This window comes from Pseudomonas sp. BGI-2, from assembly GCF_004310295.1.
Lineage (GTDB): Bacteria > Pseudomonadota > Gammaproteobacteria > Pseudomonadales > Pseudomonadaceae > Aquipseudomonas.
The window spans coordinates 32,275-49,010 of sequence record NZ_SISB01000031.1 but is presented as its reverse complement, the minus strand read 5'-3'; the positions used below and the strand labels follow the sequence as shown (position 1 = coordinate 49,010).

The window sequence follows — 16,736 nt, the reverse complement described above, 5'->3', positions numbered from 1 at the left end:
TCAGGCTTACAGTTAAGGAACACCGTCGACCAAGAACGGTGGCCGACCTGTGAGGAACACCGTATGCCGTGGAAAAATTCCGACTCACGCTACAGCACTGTGTCGATCGCGCTGCATTGGTTGATGCTGGTTCTGCTGGCGCTGGTTTACGCCTGTATCGAGTTTCGCGGGATCTTTCCCAAGGGCAGCGGTGGCCGGACGTTGATCGTTGAATCGCACTTCATGCTCGGCTTGACGGTATTCGTGTTGGTCTGGTTGCGGTTGATCGCTCGCAGCCTGGGCCCGGCACCACAGATCTTCCCGGCCTCGCCGCACTGGCAGACCGTGCTGGCCAGACTGATGCACTGGGCGTTGTATATTTTCATGATTGCGATGCCGATTCTTGGATGGCTGGTAACCAGCGCCAAGGGTCATCAGGTGATGTTTTATGGCTTTGACCTGCCGTTGCTGGTCTCGGAGGACAAGGCGCTGGCCAAGCAAATCGAGGGCTGGCATGTGCTGGGCGGCACCATCGGGTATTGGCTGATCGGCCTGCACGCGGTGGCGGGGATTTATCACCACTATGTGGTGGGCGATAACACGCTGCTGCGGATGATGCCCAAGCGTGGATGAACAAGGGCACTGAAAACACTGACGCTGTGGCGATGCGTGCTTCAGGTTTTTGGGTGGAATCCCCGGCGGCCCTGCAAACCGCCGGTATGGATGAAGATCAGCCGCGTGCCCTTGTTGAATCTTCCAGCCTCGACTTGCTGCTTGAGCATCAGCAATGCTTTGCCGGTGTACAGCGGTTCGAGGGGGATACCTGTGGCCTGTTCAGTCTGGTCGATAAAGTCGAGTAACAGCTGATCGACTTTGGCAAAGCCGCCACGGCTGGCGTCGAACAGTTCATAAGCCGGTTCCTGCAAACCCGCCTCTCGCACAATCGATTCAACCTGCTGCGCCACGCCATGATCGTCGGGCACTGCGAGCGCGCCAAACACCGGATGTTCGCTCGCCTCGGCCAGTACCAGGCCGGCCAGAGTCGTTCCGGTTCCGCAGGCCAGCCACCAACCGTCGTAATCGCTCCAGCCCAGGTTGCCCAGTTGCTCGAGGACCATTGCCTTCAACGGCATGCAACCCCGCGCGCCACGCAGACCACCGCCACCTTCGGGCACCGGATGCAGGTCGGGATACTGCGCCTGCCACGGCTGCCAGAAACCCGGTTCGTGTCGCGCTCGATAGCCGCCATAACCCAACCAGTGCAACTGCATGCCGAACGCTTGCAAGTCCTTCACCGTCGGCGTCTCTTGCGCATGACCGCGCAGCAGGCCGACCGTTTTGAAATCGAAACGTTTACCGGCGGCTGCCAGTGCATGCAGATGATTGGAATGCGCACCGCCCAGGCTGATGATGCCCTGGGCACCGATCTGGTCAGCGGCGTTGAGGTGTTCGATGAGTTTGAACCATTTGTTGCCGCTGATCAGTGGGTCGATCTGGTCGAGGCGCAGGATGGCGACTTCGATGTTGGCTGCGGTGAGCCAATCGAGGTGAAGGGGTTCAAGTGGGGCTTGGGGTAGCCAGTTGTTCGGAGGGGGAAACATTGATGCCGGCTCTGGGTGAAGAGCCGGCATCTTAGCAGCCCTTGTGGCGAGGGGGCTTGTCGGACCGCCGCACCGCCCCGTTCGGCTGCGAAGCAGTCGCAAATAGGCAGATACGGTTTTGCAGGAAAAAGCGGTGGCCGCTTCGCGCCCAAACGGGGGCAAGCCCCCTCGCCACAGGGATTGAGTTGATTACAACTGCGCAGCCAACCGCGAACCCTGATTGATCGCGCGCTTGGCATCCAGCTCCGCCGCCACGTCCGCGCCACCGATCAAATGCACGTTCTGCCCCGCTGCCACCAAACCGTCCTGCAATTCACGCAGCGGATCCTGCCCGGCGCAGATCACGATGTTGTCCACCGGCAGCACCTGCGGCTCGCCGGTTTCGCCGATGCGGATGTGCAGGCCTTCGTCGTCGATTTTCAGGTACTCAACGCTGTTGAGCATCTGCACCTGCTTGTTCTTCAGACCGGTGCGATGAATCCAGCCCGTAGTCTTGCCCAGGCCGTCACCGACCTTGGACTTTTTGCGTTGCAGCAGGAACACTTCCCGCGCCGGTGCATGCGGTTCAGCCTTGATACCGGCGACACCGCCGCGCGCTTCCAGATGCGTGTCGATGCCCCACTCTTTCCAGAACGCTTCGCGGTCCTGACTGGTGGCCACGCCTTGGTGAACGAGGAATTCCGACACGTCGAAACCGATACCGCCCGCGCCAATCACCGCCACCCGCTTGCCCACCGGTTTCCGCTCCAGGATCACGTCCAGGTAGCTCAGCACCTTGGCGTTTTCAACGCCAGGAATCGCCGGAGTTCTTGGGGCAATGCCGGTGGCCAGGATGATTTCGTCGTAACCGCCCTCAACCAGTTTTGCCACGTCGACACGGGTGTTCAGGCACACCTCGACGTTGGTGGTCTGCAGCTTGCGGTTGAAGTAACGCAGGGTTTCGAAGAACTCTTCCTTGCCCGGTACACGCTTGGCAATGTTGAACTGACCGCCAATCTCGCTGGCCGAATCAAACAGCGTCACCGCGTGACCCCGCTCGGCCGCCACCGTGGCCGCGGACAGGCCCGCAGGACCGGCACCGACCACGGCGATTTTCTTGATGTGCTGCACCGGCAGGTAGTTGAGCTCGGTTTCATGGCACGCGCGTGGGTTCACCAGGCAGCTGGTCAACTTGCCGCCGAAAGTGTGATCCAGGCACGCCTGGTTGCAACCGATGCAGGTGTTGATTTCATCGCCACGGCCAGCGGCCGCCTTGTTGACGAAATCCGGGTCAGCGAGGAACGGCCGCGCCATGGAGACCATGTCGGCATCACCTTCGGCCAGAATCTGCTCGGCCACTTCCGGGGTGTTGATGCGGTTGGTGGTGATCAGCGGAATGTTCACCGAACCGCGCAGCTTGGCGGTGACTTTGCTGAACGCCGCACGCGGCACTTTGGTGGCGATGGTCGGAATCCGCGCTTCGTGCCAGCCAATGCCGGTGTTGATGATGGTCGCACCGGCCTGCTCGATGGCTTTGGCCAGGGTCACGATCTCTTCCCAAGTGCTGCCGCCTTCCACCAGGTCGAGCATCGACAGGCGGAAGATAATGATGAAGTTCGGGCCTGTGGCTTCACGTACGCGTCGGACGATTTCCACCGGCAGGCGCATACGGTTTTCGTAGCTGCCGCCCCAACGGTCGGTGCGGTGGTTGGTGTGGGCGGCGAGGAACTGGTTAATGAAATACCCTTCCGAGCCCATGATCTCGACGCCGTCGTACTCGGCTTTTTGTGCCAGGGTCGAGCAGGTGACGAAATCGCTGATCTGCTTCTCGATGCCTTCCTCGTCCAGCTCTTTAGGCTTGAACGGGTTGATCGGTGCCTGAATGGCGCTCGGTGCGACCTGTTTCGGGCTGTAGGCATAACGACCGGCGTGGAGGATCTGCATGCAGATCTTGCCGCCCGCCTCATGCACCGCACGAGTCACGATCTGGTGCTTGAGTGCTTCTTCCTCGGTGGTCAGTTTGGCCGCGCCGGAATACACCCCGCCCTCATCGTTCGGGCCAATGCCGCCGGTGACCATCAGGCCAACACCGCCGCGAGCACGCTCGGCGAAGTACGCCGCCATGCGTTCGAAACCGCCGGGCTTCTCCTCAAGACCGGTGTGCATCGAACCCATCAAGGTGCGGTTGCGCAGCGTGGTAAAACCCAGGTCCAGCGGGGCCAACAGGTGCGGGTAATGAGCGGCGGCCATTTGTAACTCCACATCGAGCGATCACGGAAAAAATGCAGGAGCTCTTCGGCTCCCGTCAGTCATGTTGGACAGACTAAGAGTCGCGCCCCTGTCACTCAATGACCGAAACTGACAACTTATTGATCCAAATGTGCAGCGCCCCTTGGCAAGCGCCGGCATGCGCCCTACCCTAGGCGCGAACCCTGCACACGACTGTCGACTGTTTCCCCATGCGCAAACTTCTGTACCTGACTTTCTCCATGGCATTGATTGCCGCCCTGACGACCTACGCCATGTGGGCCGCGGACCGTCCGGTGGGTCATTACCTGTCGGACCTGCGGATCAATCTCGCGGTCGATCAAGGCACACCCGCTGATCGTGGCAATCTGCTGGGCATCCAGCCCGAGCTGTTCCCCACCGACTATCAAAGCCCCGAACGCCTGCACCGCAAGCTTGCCGCCTATCTGCAGAAGGCTCAGGACCAAGGCTTGCTGAACGAGAAAACCATCGTCGTGTTGCCCGAACACATCGGCACCTGGCTGATGGTCAGCGGCGAGAAAGATGAGCTGTACCAGGCGACCACGCTGAAGGAAGCGATGAACTGGCTGGCGGTGAGCAATCCCGTGCAGTTCGTCCGCGCGCTGATCAGTGCCAAGGGCGAAAGCCGTCTCGACGACGCTCACTTGCGGATGAAGGCCAAAGGCATGGCCAAGGACTATCAGGCACTGTTCGGGGGGCTGGCGAAGGAGTTCCACGTCACCCTGGTGGCCGGCACGATTGTGTTGCCTGAGCCGAGCATCATCGACGGTACGCTGAAAGTCGGCCACGGCGCGTTGTACAACAGCAGCGTGGTGTTCGGTCGCGATGGACTGCCGGTCGGCCAGCCGCAACGCCAGATGCATCCGGTGTTTGCTGAACAAGACGTTATCGAAGCCAATGGCGAGCATACGCTCAACGTCGTCGACACCCCGGCAGGACGCCTGGGCGTGTTGATCGGCAGCGACAGCTGGTACCCGGACAACTACCGCAAACTTGACGCCCAAGGCGCCCACCTGGTCGCGGTTCCCGCGTATGTCGTCGGTCGTGACACTTGGGACAAACCGTGGCGTGGTTACAAGGGTTTGTCGACGCCTGGCTCGGTCAGTCTCAAGGCTGGTGAACTCAGTGAAGGCCAGGCCTGGCATCGTCTGACACTGACCGGCCAACCGCCCAGCAGCCAAACGATTGCCGGCATGAGCGTGTTTCTGCGCGGTCAGTTCTGGGACAAGGGCAGCGCGGGTCAAAGTTTTCTCAGCAACAATGGGCAACAGTTCGCCGACGGCAATGCCCGTGGTGCGCGGTTGCTGAATCTCTGGTTGTAAGCCATGAAACCGCTGCCGATGCGCCTTGGGGATTTGTCGGTGGGCTTCGTTCATAGCCTGACCGACGCCGTGCGCAGCCATGGTATGGACCCGCAACCGTTGCTTGAACAATACGGCCTCGATGCAGCGCGCTTGGCCGAAGCGGGGGCCCGGCTGTCGATCCCGCGCTACATGCGCCTGGGCCACAGTGCCATTCAACTGACCGAAGACCCGGCGCTGGGTTTGCGCATGGGCCAGCTCAGTCGTCTGAGTCAGGCCGGTCTGGCGGGAGTCACCGCCGCTCAGGCACCGACGGTTCGAGAAGCGGCGCGCTGCCTGATTCGCTTCGAAGCCTTGTATGGCTCCAACTATCGCGGCCAGTCGAGTTTCCACGAAGACGCTCAGGGCGCATGGCTGCGGTTCTACTCCATCAGCCCTTACAACGCCTACAACCGCTTCGTGGTGGATTCGATCATCGCCGGGTGGCTGCATCAATTGTCCAGCGTGAGCCCTGCCCCGCTTCGCGCCGAGCGAATCGAAATCGAGTTCTGCGAGCCGGATTACCGTGAGGCGTATGCGGTGCTGGGCGACTGTCCGATTCAGTTCGGCGCCGAACACAACCAACTGCGCCTGAGTCTGGCCAGCCTCGCCCAGCGCAATCCGGAGCACTGCCCGAGCACCTGGCGACACTTGCTGCAACTCTGTGAACGGGAACTGGAGCAACTGACGCGCACCCGCAGCCTGCGTGAACGCATCACTCAGTTGCTGGGGCCATTACTCAATGGTGGCCGAGAACCCGACCTGGAAGAAGTGGCGGCACGCCTGAAGCTGCCAACCTGGACCTTGCGTCGCAAACTCGCCGAGGAAGGCACGCAATTTCGCGCCATTCTCAACGACACTCGCCGCGACCTGGCCATGACCTACATTCGCGACACTGAACTGGCGTTCGGTGAAATCGCTTACCTACTGGGTTTTGCATCGGCCGAAGCCTTCCAGCGAGCTTTCAAACGCTGGAACGGCCAGACACCCGGCGAGTTTCGCCGCAGCCATCGCCAATCCGCATGATGCTTACAGCTCTGTAGCGTCTTCCGCTGGTTCCAATGGGTCCAGTTCAAACGCCTGATACTCAAGCAACTCTTCTTGATAATCGTCCATTGTGAAATCCCCCTACCGCTCGTTTAAAAATGCCTGAATTAATGACCAACGCCTTGAGCATAAAGTGCCCGCATGAAAGAAAAATGACGCGGGCGCACCGCTCAGCGGCTACTTATAAAACGTAGCAGGCGGTCAGGAATTTATCACAGGATTTTTTCGATAGAGGCTGTAGGACTACAGCCCGGGTTGACGCGGATCAATTTAAAAGCCATTTCGGGAACGGTGTCATCTGACACGGTCCCGAATGCATACCGATTACTGGCTGGTGGTCGGCATGGCCGAAATAGGCTCGCTCGGTGGCGGCAGGCTGGATTGCGGCGGTGGCGTAACGGTTTCCGACGACGGAGCTGGTTCCGGGCTTTCAACCGGGGTGATCGGCGCTGTTTCAGGCGGTGGTGCGACTGGTTCCGAGGCAGCAGGTGCTGGAGCAGGTTCAGCCGCAGGCGCTGGTGCGGGTGCCGCCGCAGGTGCCGGCGTCGGCGTCGGCGTCGGGGCCAAAGGCGCCGGAGTAGCCTTGGCCTCAGGCACGCCCAGGTCGGTTTTCGGCTTCTCGGTGATGTGCGCGGCCTTCTTCGCTTCCGGCGGCAGGAACAGTTCCACCAGTGCAAAGAAACGCTCGTAGAACTTGGCCGACGAGACGGTTTCGCTGGCGACCTTGACCATCGAATCGTCGGACGAGCCGATCGGCATCGACACCGAACCCAACACGCCCACACCAACGCTGGCGGAGTTGTTGGTCTTCTTCAGTGCATAGCGATCCTGCAGGGCGTTGGCGAACATGGTCGCATGATGACCCTCACTGCCGTCATCGGCACAGACCACACTGAAGCTGATCTCCATGTGCGTTTCGCCGGTCTGCTGGAAGCTTTTGTGTCCGCTGACCAGTTTCGGGTCGGCGCTGGTGATGATGTAGCCCTGGCTGAGCAACGCCCGACGGGCGGCTTCGCACGTCTGCGCATCAGTCACCGGGTAATTGCGCGAAAACGTCCCGGAGTCATCGAAGTTCTCATGCTCATAGATGGGGGTTTTCTTCGACGAGCAGCCGGCAACAGCGGCCAGCAACAGCGCCAGCCCGGCAACACGCATGGGAATTGATTTAAACATTGAACATCCTGAGGAAAACAGTCCGGGGCGTATTGTGCAACAGATCGATGCTTAGCGGAGCATCGATTAGGGTCTTAAAACATTTACATGTTTACTGACTGTCAGTTACGGGAAAAAGTCCCGTTCGAGGCTAGATCAAAGCTCCCACAGGGGATTGCATCCAATCTCGGAATCGCACGCATAAAAAACCCCGGCCTTTCGGCCGGGGTTTTTGTGTAGCAGGCAACTCAGTCGAGCATCAGAAACGCTTGATCTCGGCCTGGCTTTCCAGCTGTTTGCGGTAGGCCGCAAAGTCCTGCTGGCCAATGCGCGAGGCGAGGAAGCGACGGTATTGAGCCTTCTCTTCGTCGGTCGGCGCTGTGGCTTCGTTCACGCCGTTCAGACGCACGATCACCAGGCTACCATCGGCCAGGGTCACGCTGCTGAAGGTCGGCTTGTCCTTGGCGGCAGGTTTAGGCATGCGGAACAGCGCTTGCAGCACAGTTGGGTCAATCCCTTCCTGAGCGCGAGTAGCGGCTTCAGTCACTTTCCAGTTCTGACCGTCGATCGCCTTGTTCAGCGGGGTCTTGCCATCGCGCAGGCTGGCGATCAACTCATCAGCCTTGGTCTTGGCGGCAGCACTGGCGTGCTCCTTGGCCAACTGCGCACGAATGCTGGCATTCACGCTTTCAAGCGGCAGTTGCGCAGGCTTCAAGTGCTCCTTGGCACGCAGCACGATCACGGTTTCCGGGTCCAGCTCGATGGCGGTGCTATTGGCACCTTCATCCAGCACTTCAGGACTGAACGCAGCGGTGATCACGGCACGGTTGGCCGAAACACCCTCGCCACCCTCACGACCAAACGGCTTGGAGGTGTGAACAGTCAGCTTCAGGTCTTGCGCCGGCTGGGCCAGATCGGAAGATTCGAACGAGGAGTCTTCCAGTTGCTTGGTCGCCTCGACGAAACGCTGCTCGACCTGCTGGGTTTTCAGCTCGCGGGTCAGCTTGTCTTTCAGGCTGGCCAGCGTTGGAACTTCCGGTGCTTCAACGCCCAACAGCTTGATCAGGTGAAAACCGAAGTCGGTGCGAACCGGTACCGATACCTGATCCTTGGCCAACGCATAAAGCGCTGTTTCGAACGCTGGATCGTAGACGCCAGGGCCTGCGAAGCCCAAGTCACCGCCATTGTTCGCCGAACCTGGATCCTGGGAGAATTCCTTGGCCAGTGCCTCGAACTTCTCGCCTTTGGCCAGACGTGCCTGGATGTCTTCGATCTTGGCCTTGGCTTGCGCCTCGGTCACCTTATCGTTCACTTCGATCAGAATGTGCGCAGCCCGGCGTTGCTCGGACAAGTTCGCGATTTCTTTCTGATACGCCGCTTGCAGGTCTTCGTCCTTGACGGCGACCTGATCAAAGAAGGAAGACTTTTTCAATTCGAGGTAATCGATGATTACCTGATCCGGCGTCATGAATTCCTTGGCGTGCTCGTCGTAGTAGGCCTTGACCTCATCGTCCGTCAGCTTCACCGCTGCCGGGTCAACCTTGACGTTCAGGGAAGCGAAATCGCGGGTCTGTTTTTCCAGACGGGCGAAGGCCAGAACCTGTGCGTCGGTGACGAAGCCGCTACCCGCCAGGCCAGCGCGCAGCTGACCGATCAGCATTTCCTGAGCCAGCATCTGGCGGAATTGCATGCGGCTGTAGCCGAGTTGACGAATCACCTGGTCGAAACGCTCTGGACTGAACTTGCCATCCACCTGGAATTCAGGCGTTTGCAGGATCACTTGGTCCAAAGCCGCTTCGGAGAAAGCGAATTTCGAGTTTTCTGCGCCTTGCAGCAGCAGCTTGCGGTCGATCAAGCCTTTGAGGGCCGATTCGCGCAGCATTTTTTCGTCGAGCAAGGAAGCATCGAAATCCTTGCCCAGCTGTTGCATGAGCTGACGGCGTTGCATATCGACCGCCTGGCTCAGCTCGTTCTGGCTGATTTCTTCGCCGTTCACCTTGGCCGCGTCATTACGACTGGTCGTGGCCTGAAAAATGGCGTCGAAACCAGTCAAAGCCATCAGTGCAACGATGACCCCGATAATGGTCTTGGCAATCCAGCCTTGTGAATTGTCCCTGATATTCTGCAGCATGCGTCCCCCAGAAACGGTTGAACTTCAAAATTAGGCAACCGTGGAGCGTGGGTAGAATCCGGATAGAAGAAAGGCGCATCCGAGGATGCGCCTTCTCGTAACTGGCGGAGCGGACCAAGGGTTCGAACTTGCGACCCTCGGTGTCTCGGACCGGCAACTTGCCGACTGGACTACCGCTCCGCTGCCAGGTCAGGCATGACCCCGACCCGGATAGGCAAAAACCTGAAGTGAACTTAGTTGACAGCTTCTTTCAGTGCTTTACCGGCTTTGAAACCTGGTTTTTTGGCTGCTGCGATTTCCAGCGTCTTACCGGTCTGTGGGTTACGACCAATGCGAGCTGGACGATCGGTGACGGAGAAAGTACCGAATCCAACCAGAACAACAGAGTCGCCAGCCTTGAGAGCGCCAGTGACGGATTCGATTACAGCGTCCAGCGCACGGCCAGCAGCAGCTTTCGGGATATCAGCGGATGCAGCGATAGCATCAATCAGTTCCGACTTGTTCACTCTAAGTCCCCTTATATCTATTTGAGTATGATTCTAAGTTTTTTGGTGAAAGCAAAAACGAGTGCTGAATGGCCTACAGACACTTAAGAGCCGCTTTATAACAAGGGCTCTAAAAAGCTGTCAACAAGCCACCCAGGCAAATGCGTACTAATGCGTGCTAATTCTTTCCTTAGAGTCAGACTCGCGTTTTTCATCCTTTGCAACTATCTCTGGAACCACATCAGGCAGCGGCTCCGGCGCGTATTGCAGCGCAATTTGCAGGACCTCGTCAATCCATTTAACCGGTTTAATCTGCAGATCTTGCTTGATATTGTCAGGAATTTCCTTCAGATCGCGTACGTTCTCTTCAGGAATGATCACTGTCTTGATTCCGCCACGGTGAGCAGCCAGCAGTTTTTCCTTGAGACCGCCGATCGCCAATACCTGACCACGCAGGGTAATTTCGCCTGTCATGGCGACATCCGCACGTACCGGAATCCCGGTCAATGCCGACACCAGGGCCGTGCACATGCCTACACCGGCGCTAGGGCCATCTTTCGGGGTCGCCCCTTCCGGCATATGGATGTGCGTGTCGCGCTTCTCGTGGAAGTCCAGAGGAATCCCCAGGCTCTTCGCGCGGCTGCGGACAACGGTCAGCGCGGCGGTGATCGATTCGACCATCACATCGCCCAACGAACCGGTCTTGATCAACTGGCCTTTACCCGGCACGACAGCGGCTTCGATGGTCAGCAATTCGCCACCCACCTGAGTCCAGGCCAGCCCGGTCACCTGACCGATCTGATCCTGCGATTCAGCCAGACCGTAGCGGAATTTGCGCACGCCCAGGAAGTGTTCCAGCATCTCGGCAGTGACCTTCACCGAGAAGCGTTTTTCCATTGCATGCTCTTTGACCGCCTTGCGGCAAACCTTGGCAATCTGGCGTTCCAGCCCACGCACACCGGCTTCGCGAGTGTAGTAGCGGATAATGTCGCGAATCGCTTCGGCGTCGAATTCCAGCTCGCCTTTCTTCAAGCCGTTGGCCGTAATCTGCTTTGGCGAAAGGTATTTGACGGCGATGTTGATCTTCTCGTCTTCGGTGTAACCCGGCAGACGAATCACTTCCATCCGGTCGAGAAGCGCCGGCGGGATGTTCATGGAGTTCGAAGTGCAAAGGAACATCACATCGGACAAGTCGTAGTCGACTTCCAGATAGTGATCGTTGAAGTTGTGGTTCTGCTCAGGGTCGAGCACTTCCAGCAACGCCGACGCCGGATCGCCGCGCATGTCGCTGCCCATTTTGTCGATTTCGTCGAGCAGAAACAGCGGGTTGCGGACGCCCACTTTTGTCATCTTTTGAATCAATCTTCCTGGCATCGAACCGATGTAAGTCCGGCGATGACCACGGATTTCCGCTTCATCACGTACGCCACCGAGGGCCATACGGACGAATTTGCGGTTAGTGGCGTGAGCGATGGACTCTGCCAGAGAGGTTTTACCCACACCTGGAGGACCGACCAGGCACAACACAGGCCCGCGAATTTTCTTCACGCGCTTTTGCACGGCGAGGTATTCGAGGATCCGCTCTTTGACTTCTTCCAGACCGTAGTGGTCTGCATCGAGAATATCTTCTGCGCGCGCAAGGTCCAGACGCACTTTGCTCTGAGCCTTCCACGGCACTTGTACCAGCCAGTCGATGTACGAACGCACCACCGTCGCTTCCGCGGACATTGGTGACATTTGTTTCAGCTTGTTCAGCTCACCCTGGGCTTTGGCCAAGGCATCTTTCGGCAGGCCGGCGGCATCGATGCGCTTTTTCAGCTCTTCGATTTCGTTGTGGCCTTCGTCGCTGTCGCCGAGTTCTTTCTGAATGGCCTTCATCTGCTCATTCAGGTAGTACTCGCGCTGGCTGCGCTCCATTTGTTTTTTGACACGACCGCGAATGCGTTTTTCGACTTGCAGCAGATCGATCTCGGCATCCAGCAACGCCAGGACGTGCTCGACCCGGGCCGACAAATCGATGATTTCGAGGATTTCCTGCTTCTGCTCGATCTTCAGGGCCATGTGGGCGGCCATGGTGTCGACCAGGCGACCCGGCTCGTCGATGCTGTTGAGCGACGACAGGACTTCAGCCGGGACTTTCTTGCCCAGCTGCACATATTGTTCAAACTGAGCCAGCAGGCTGCGTACAAACACTTCCGACTCGCGCTCAGGCGCGTCGACTTCGTCGATCAGCGAGACTTCGGCACGGCAGTGGCCGTCCACTTCGCTGAAGCGCTCCACGGCGCCCCGCTGCTCGCCTTCGACCAGAACCTTGACGGTGCCGTCAGGCAGCTTGAGCAGCTGCAGAACGGTCGCAATTGTACCTACGCGATAAAGTGCATCTTCACCGGGATCGTCGTCAGCAGGGTTTCTCTGAGCCAGCAGAAGGATCTGCTTGTCGCCCGTCATCGCGGCCTCGAGGGCTTCGATGGATTTCTCGCGCCCCACGAACAGCGGGATAACCATGTGCGGATAAACCACAACATCACGCAATGGCAGGAGAGGCAATTCGATGGTTGTCTTCATGATTTCGCCTCTACGGCGGCCATAAGGCCGTAAACAGATGGAAGTAAGCTTGAAACCAAGATGGGGGCTAGTTTCGAAAAAAACAAGCGGATAAAAGAACCACTTAAAAGATTGTCCAATTGCGGCCCGCAACCTGTGGCAGCTTCAGAAAATAGTCGGCTGCAAGGCCGTCTTCGCGGGCAAGCCTCGCTCCCACAAAAGAAAAGGGGCCCGAAGGCCCCTTCTTAGTTCCAGCTGCCTGACGCTTAAGCGTCTGGCGCAGCCTTGGCAGCAGGCTCACTGTTTTCGTAGATATACAGTGGCTTGGACTTGCCTTCTATAACGCTTTCGTCGATCACTACTTTACTCACCTCGGACTGCGAGGGGATTTCATACATAGTGTCGAGCAATACACCTTCGAGAATCGAACGCAGTCCACGGGCACCGGTCTTGCGTTCCAGGGCACGTTTGGCGACCGATTTCAGCGCGTCGGCCCGGAATTCCAGGTCCACGCCTTCCATCTCGAACAGCTTGGCATACTGCTTGGTCAGAGCGTTTTTCGGCTCGGTGAGAATCTGCATCAACGCAGCTTCATCAAGCTCGTCCAGCGTGGCAAGGACCGGTAGACGACCGACGAATTCCGGGATCAGACCGAACTTGACCAAATCGTCAGGCTCGACTTCACGCAGGGATTCACCGACTTTCTTGCCTTCTTCCTTGCTGCGAACTTCCGCGTTGAAGCCAATGCCGCCCTTGGTGGAACGGTTTTGAATAACCTTTTCCAGACCGGAGAACGCACCGCCGCAGATGAACAGGATGTTACGGGTGTCGACCTGAAGGAATTCCTGCTGCGGATGCTTGCGACCACCTTGAGGTGGAACGGAAGCGACCGTGCCTTCGATCAACTTGAGCAGGGCCTGCTGCACGCCCTCACCGGAAACGTCTCGGGTGATCGACGGGTTGTCAGACTTGCGCGAGATCTTGTCGATCTCATCGATGTAAACAATGCCCATCTGGGCTTTTTCTACATCGTAATCGCACTTCTGCAGCAGCTTCTGAATGATGTTCTCGACATCTTCACCCACGTAACCCGCCTCGGTGAGGGTGGTTGCGTCGGCAATGGTGAACGGAACGTTCAGCAAGCGAGCCAGTGTTTCGGCAAGCAGGGTTTTACCCGAGCCTGTCGGGCCGATCAGCAAAATGTTGCTTTTGCCGAGTTCGACGTCGTCATTCTTTTTGTCACGCTGGTTCAGACGCTTGTAGTGGTTGTACACCGCTACGGCCAGAACCTTTTTCGCACGCTCCTGACCAATCACGTACTGATCAAGGATGCCGCTGATTTCTTTAGGCGAAGGCAATTTATGCGCGCTGCTTTCGGCCTGAGCTTCCTGCACCTCCTCACGGATGATGTCATTGCACAGGTCAACGCACTCGTCGCAGATAAAGACCGAGGGGCCGGCAATCAATTTGCGCACTTCATGCTGGCTTTTGCCACAGAAGGAGCAATAGAGCAGCTTGCCGTTGTCCTCGCCGTTGCGGGTGTCAGTCATTCGTTCGATCCAAATCCGATAGGCTTGCAACACAAGATGAAGGCTATTGCGGGCTTTTTCAAGCCCGCAGGTGATCGGACCAGCCGACCAACCCTATTTTGAGCTGCTTATTTTAAGCGGGGCGCTGGCTGATCACTTCATCGATCAACCCGTACTCACGCGCGGCTTCTGCACTCATGAAGTTATCGCGGTTGGTATCACGCTCGATCTCTTCAAGAGTGTGCCCGCTGTGCTTGGCCATCAGCGTGTTGAGACGCTCACGAATGAAGAGGATTTCCTTGGCATGGATTTCGATATCCGACGCCTGCCCCTGGAAGCCGCCCAGTGGCTGGTGAATCATCACGCGTGAGTTCGGCAGGCAGAAGCGCTTGCCCGGAGCACCGGCCGTCAGTAGAAACGCGCCCATGCTGCACGCCTGACCGATACAGGTGGTCGATACGTTGGGTTTGATGAACTGCATGGTGTCGTAGATCGACATGCCCGCTGTCACCGAACCGCCCGGGGAGTTGATATAGAGATGGATGTCCTTGTCCGGGTTTTCCGCTTCAAGGAACAGCAATTGCGCACAAATCAGGTTAGCCATGTAGTCCTCTACCGGGCCAACCAGAAAGATCACTCGCTCCTTGAGAAGACGCGAGTAAATGTCGTAGGCGCGCTCGCCACGAGCGGACTGCTCGACAACCATCGGGACCAGGCCGCCTGCGGCCTGGATATCAGAGTTCTGCTGAATATACGAATTACGGAACATGCTCTGCAGTCACTCCCAAATAGTTATGTCTTGAATACGCATAAGCCAGCACGAAGGCTGGCTTATGGTGTGTGCTTCTTACCGCAAAAACGATCAGTCGGCTTGTGGAGCTTCTACCGGCTTGACTGCTTCTTCGTAAGAGACCGATTTATCGGTCACGCTAGCTTTCTGCAGAACAGTATCCACAACTTGTTCTTCCAGCACAACCGAACGGACTTCGTTCAGTTGCTGGTCGTTCTTGTAGTACCAGGACACAACCTGTTCAGGCTCTTGGTAGGCCGAAGCCATTTCCTGAATCATTTCGCGAACGCGGGCGTCGTCAGGCTTGAGGTCGAATTGCTTGACCACTTCAGCCACGATCAGACCCAGCACAACGCGGCGCTTGGCTTGTTCTTCGAACAGCTCGACCGGCAGTTGGTCAGGCTTGATGTTGCCGCCGAATTGCTGAACAGCCTGCACGCGCAGACGGTCAACTTCGTTGGACAGCAGAGCCTTAGGCACTTCGATCGGGTTGGTGGCCAGCAGACCGTCCATTACCTGATTCTTGACCTTGGATTTGATCGCCTGACGCAGCTCGCGCTCCATGTTCTTGCGAACTTCGGTGCGGAAGCCTTCCAGGCCAGTTTCCTTGATGCCGAATTGAGCGAAGAATTCTTCGTTCAGCTCTGGCAGTTTTGGCTCGGAAACAGTGTTCACGGTAACGGTGAACTCAGCGGTCTTGCCGGCCAGGTCGAGGTTCTGATAGTCCTCTGGGAAGGTCAGGCTCAGAACGCGCTCTTCGCCGGCTTTAGCACCAACCAGACCGTCTTCGAAACCAGGGATCATGCGGCCGGAACCCAGAACCAGCTGAGTACCTTTGGCGGAACCGCCAGCGAACACTTCACCGTCAACCTTGCCGACGAAATCGATGTTCAGTTGGTCGTTGTTCTGGGCAGCGCGATCGGCCACTTCGAAACGGGTGTTCTGCTTGCGCAGGACGTCCAGCATTTTGTCCAGATCGGCATCAGCCACGTCAGCGCTCAGGCGCTCTACGGTGATACCGTCGAAGCCAGCAACGGTGAACTCAGGGAACACTTCGAAGATAGCGACGTATTCCAGATCTTTGCCGGCTTCCATCGATTTAGGTTCGATCGAAGGAGCGCCAGCCGGGTTCAGCTTCTGCTCGACAACAGCTTCGTAGAAGGAAGACTGGATCACATCGCCTACGGCTTCCTGACGCGCATCAGCACCGAAACGGCGCTTGATTTCGCTCATTGGCACTTTGCCTGGACGAAAGCCAGCAATCTTGGCCTTTTGGGCAGTCTGCTGCAGACGCTTGTTGACCTGAGTCTCGATGCGCTCAGCCGGCACGATGATGCTCATGCGGCGCTCAAGAGCAGAAGTATTTTCAACAGAAACTTGCATGGATATTCCTCGTTGCACAGACGTTAGCCGGCCGTTTCCGACCCCAGAATCAAGGGCATGCATTCTAGTGGGTCAAACTCAAGAAGTCACCCTACTGAAAACGGGTAAAAAAGCAGCAGGCAATTTATAGGCGAGGGACAAACGGTTGCGCCTCGCCCTGTTAGCAAATACAGCCAGTCATGCCAGGGCTCTGCGCCAATCCTTCTATATATAGAAGAACTGCCAATCATCTCCCTGACAGCCGATCTTGCGAGCAAGGTCGGCGGGTGGCGCGGCATCATCGAGAAACATAAATACGACGAAACACCCCGCCCCTGCGACCCAGGACATGCAGCCGCTTAACACTCGAACCGCTAAAACAAAAAAGGCGCCAGACTGTTAAATCTGGCGCCTCTCGAAATATGGGGTGGACGAAGGGGATCGAACCCTCGACAACGGGAGTCACAATCCCGTGCTCTACCAACTGAGCTACGCCCACCATATTGCCTTGCAAAGAAGCCAAACACTT

12 protein-coding genes and 2 tRNA genes are annotated in these 16,736 nt (G+C 57.7%); 3 read left to right on the top strand and 11 right to left on the bottom strand.

Features of this window, described 5'->3' with window-relative positions:
• Positions 1-63 precede the first annotated feature (63 nt).
• Positions 64-612: a cytochrome b gene (locus EYC95_RS20430; protein WP_131061970.1), complete on the top strand. Its 549-nt coding sequence runs from the start codon at positions 64-66 to the stop codon at positions 610-612.
• Between the two features lie 41 nt (positions 613-653).
• Here EYC95_RS20430 and EYC95_RS20425 read toward each other — a convergent pair whose 3' ends face one another.
• Positions 654-1,580: a 1-aminocyclopropane-1-carboxylate deaminase/D-cysteine desulfhydrase gene (locus tag EYC95_RS20425; RefSeq protein WP_131061969.1), complete on the bottom strand. Its 927-nt coding sequence runs from the start codon at positions 1,578-1,580 to the stop codon at positions 654-656.
• Between the two features lie 189 nt (positions 1,581-1,769).
• Positions 1,770-3,809 (bottom strand): FAD-dependent oxidoreductase, encoded by a 2,040-nt coding sequence (locus EYC95_RS20420; protein WP_131061968.1) that lies wholly within the window; start codon positions 3,807-3,809, stop codon positions 1,770-1,772.
• 209 nt (positions 3,810-4,018) lie between these two features.
• On the opposite strand from EYC95_RS20420, the gene EYC95_RS20415 reads away from it, so the two are divergent.
• Positions 4,019-5,149: a carbon-nitrogen hydrolase family protein gene (locus EYC95_RS20415; RefSeq protein WP_131061967.1), complete on the top strand. Its 1,131-nt coding sequence runs from the start codon at positions 4,019-4,021 to the stop codon at positions 5,147-5,149.
• Positions 5,150-5,152: 3 nt separating this feature from the next.
• Positions 5,153-6,193 (top strand): AraC family transcriptional regulator, encoded by a 1,041-nt coding sequence (locus EYC95_RS20410; RefSeq protein ID WP_131061966.1) that lies wholly within the window; start codon positions 5,153-5,155, stop codon positions 6,191-6,193.
• Positions 6,194-6,538: 345 nt separating this feature from the next.
• Here EYC95_RS20410 and EYC95_RS20405 read toward each other — a convergent pair whose 3' ends face one another.
• The 9 genes from EYC95_RS20405 to EYC95_RS20370 form a co-directional block, all read right to left on the bottom strand.
• Positions 6,539-7,387, bottom strand: a complete 849-nt coding sequence (locus EYC95_RS20405) for a DUF2242 domain-containing protein (RefSeq protein ID WP_131061965.1) — start codon at positions 7,385-7,387, stop codon at positions 6,539-6,541.
• Positions 7,388-7,625: 238 nt separating this feature from the next.
• Positions 7,626-9,497 (bottom strand): SurA N-terminal domain-containing protein, encoded by a 1,872-nt coding sequence (locus tag EYC95_RS20400; RefSeq protein ID WP_131061964.1) that lies wholly within the window; start codon positions 9,495-9,497, stop codon positions 7,626-7,628.
• Between the two features lie 102 nt (positions 9,498-9,599).
• Positions 9,600-9,677 (bottom strand) — tRNA-Leu (locus tag EYC95_RS30195).
• 53 nt (positions 9,678-9,730) lie between these two features.
• The gene (locus EYC95_RS20395; RefSeq protein ID WP_002552737.1) at positions 9,731-10,003 is read right to left on the bottom strand and encodes an HU family DNA-binding protein; all 273 of its coding nucleotides are present in this window, start codon (positions 10,001-10,003) and stop codon (positions 9,731-9,733) included.
• Positions 10,004-10,150: 147 nt separating this feature from the next.
• Entirely contained in the window at positions 10,151-12,547 is a 2,397-nt protein-coding gene (gene lon / locus EYC95_RS20390) for an endopeptidase La (protein WP_007946894.1), read from the bottom strand.
• 245 nt (positions 12,548-12,792) lie between these two features.
• Positions 12,793-14,076 carry an ATP-dependent Clp protease ATP-binding subunit ClpX gene (clpX, locus tag EYC95_RS20385; protein ID WP_007946893.1) on the bottom strand — a complete coding sequence of 428 codons (1,284 nt, stop codon included), beginning with the start codon at positions 14,074-14,076 and terminating at the stop codon, positions 12,793-12,795.
• 112 nt (positions 14,077-14,188) lie between these two features.
• Positions 14,189-14,824, bottom strand: coding sequence for an ATP-dependent Clp endopeptidase proteolytic subunit ClpP (clpP, locus tag EYC95_RS20380; protein WP_054053844.1), 636 nt, complete (start codon positions 14,822-14,824; stop codon positions 14,189-14,191).
• 93 nt (positions 14,825-14,917) lie between these two features.
• Positions 14,918-16,228 carry a trigger factor gene (gene tig / locus EYC95_RS20375; protein ID WP_131061963.1) on the bottom strand — a complete coding sequence of 437 codons (1,311 nt, stop codon included), beginning with the start codon at positions 16,226-16,228 and terminating at the stop codon, positions 14,918-14,920.
• 402 nt (positions 16,229-16,630) lie between these two features.
• A tRNA-His gene (locus EYC95_RS20370) sits at positions 16,631-16,706 on the bottom strand.
• Positions 16,707-16,736 lie beyond the last annotated feature (30 nt).